Raw genomic sequence first — 2,023 nt, forward strand, 5'->3', positions numbered from 1 at the left:
CTGAACGTGTGCTAGAGCTGGAAACAAAATTAGCCGAAGCACAGTGGACGCGTGTTGAAAGCCGTAACGCTGACAAAACTTACAACAAAATGACGGCAAGCGAAGTCGATGAATTGCTTGGTAGCTTTGACTTTGCGCGTTATTTGAAAGCCGCTGACTTAAACGATGTCGACAACATGATTGTCAGTCAACCATCGTATTTCGAGAAACTCGGTGAGATGTTCACGGATGTCGACCTGCAGACGTGGAAGGACTATTTATCGTTTAAAGTGATCAACGATGCCGCTTCAATCTTAAGTGAAGACTTCTCCGATCGCCGTTTTGCATTCTATGGTACTACGTTACGTGGCATTCCTGAGCAAGAGCCGCGTTGGAAGCGTGGCGTGGATGCGACCAACAGCGTACTAGGCGAAGTGTTAGGGCAGGTATACGTCAAAGAATACTTCCCGCCCGAAGCTAAAGAGAAGATGGAAGGCTTGATTGAAAACTTGCGTGCTGCGTACGCAGATTCCATTCAAGACTTAGACTGGATGACCGACGAAACTAAAGAAAAAGCGTTGGAAAAGCTCGCCAAGTTCGATCCAAAAGTAGGCTATCCAAACGAATGGCGTGATTACTCAGATTTAGATATTTCTTCAACGGACCTCGTTGGTAACTACAAAGCGTACGCTGAGTTCAATTACAACGAAGAAATCGAGAAAATCGGCGGTCCAGTCGATGAAGAAGACTGGGGCATGACACCACAAACGGTTAACGCATATTACAGCCCGGTGCGTAACGAGATCGTTTTCCCAGCTGGTATCTTGCAGCCTCCATTCTTTGATATGAATGCTGAGATGGCTGTTAACTATGGCGGCATCGGTGCCGTTATCGGCCACGAAATGGGCCATGGTTTTGATGACCAAGGTTCTAAATATGATGGTGAAGGTAACTTGAACAGCTGGTGGACTGATGCCGACCGTGAAGCCTTTGATAAACGGGGTAAAGCATTGTCAGCGCAGTACAGCGCTTATGAGCCTATCGAAGGTGTGAACATCAACGGTGATCTGACGCTGGGTGAAAACATTGGTGACCTTGCAGGATTAACTATCGCATATAAAGCTTACATGAAATCGCTCGACGGCGAACAAGCGCCTGTGATGGATGGCTTTACAGGTCCTCAGCGTGTATTCATCGGCTGGGCACAAGTATGGCGTGGTAAGTATCGTGAAGATGCGATTCGTCAACAAGTGTTGAGCGATCCGCATTCGCCAGCCGAATACCGTGTAAACGGAACGGTGGTCAACGTACCTGCGTTTTATGAAGCCTTTGACGTGAAGCCTGGTGATGAGCTTTACGTAGCACCAGAGAACCGTGTTACCATTTGGTAATAACTTGAGGATAGGTAGTCGTATACATTTATGAGAACTATCGTATTGTTGCTATGTATGGCTCTGACAATCGTGAGTGGGGTATTACCCGCTACTCACGCTCAAGCCATGCCGATGACAACAACGATGACGCATCATGAGTGCTGCGACTCCGGTGACGCTCAGCCTAGCGCTGAGCGTCACGCATCTTCATCCGACTGTGAGCAGGACACGCACGCCTGCGATAATTGCACACAGCATTGTTTCGCGCATGCGGGACTTCTTTCTATCTCTTCCAATATTCAAGTAACCGCTTACCAAGGTGTTTTTGCAACACCCATCGCCCAGTTACTTGATGCCTCCGAAGGTATTCTGCGCCCACCTAAGGCTTAACCAACTTTAAATAAAATAGCGTTGGTTTTTTTAATTAGGTGGAAACATGAATACTCGTATTTTATGGATCGTTTTGATCCTATTAACTCCGTTTGTCTCTGCACAAGAGCCGGTTTATGTGTGCCCAATGCACAGTGAAGTCACTCAACACGAACCAGGTAAGTGTCCTATTTGTGGCATGGATTTGGTGCTAAAGGAAAGCCAAAGCATGGATATGAATATGAACTGTAAATACCCCATTTATAACACAGTCATCTCGTAGAATATTTATGCCGCATTTC

At 46.7% G+C, this 2,023-nt stretch carries 3 protein-coding genes; all 3 read left to right on the forward strand.

Annotation, left to right across the window (positions count from 1 at the left end):
• The coding region (locus tag ABNS04_RS12445) for a M13 family metallopeptidase (protein WP_348671612.1) at window positions 1–1,370 on the forward strand (1,370 nt) is incomplete at its 5' end.
• A gap of 57 nt (window positions 1,371–1,427) precedes the next feature.
• On the forward strand, window positions 1,428–1,742 hold the full coding sequence (locus tag ABNS04_RS12450) for a hypothetical protein (protein WP_287830972.1): 315 nt from the start codon (window positions 1,428–1,430) through the stop codon (window positions 1,740–1,742).
• A 46-nt stretch (window positions 1,743–1,788) separates the two neighbouring features.
• Complete coding sequence (locus ABNS04_RS12455) at window positions 1,789–2,004, forward strand: heavy metal-binding domain-containing protein (protein WP_287206963.1); 216 nt, start codon at window positions 1,789–1,791, stop codon at window positions 2,002–2,004.
• Window positions 2,005–2,023: the final 19 nt, after the last annotated feature.

This window comes from uncultured Idiomarina sp. (genome assembly GCF_964010655.1).
Classification (GTDB): domain Bacteria; phylum Pseudomonadota; class Gammaproteobacteria; order Enterobacterales; family Alteromonadaceae; genus Idiomarina; species Idiomarina baltica.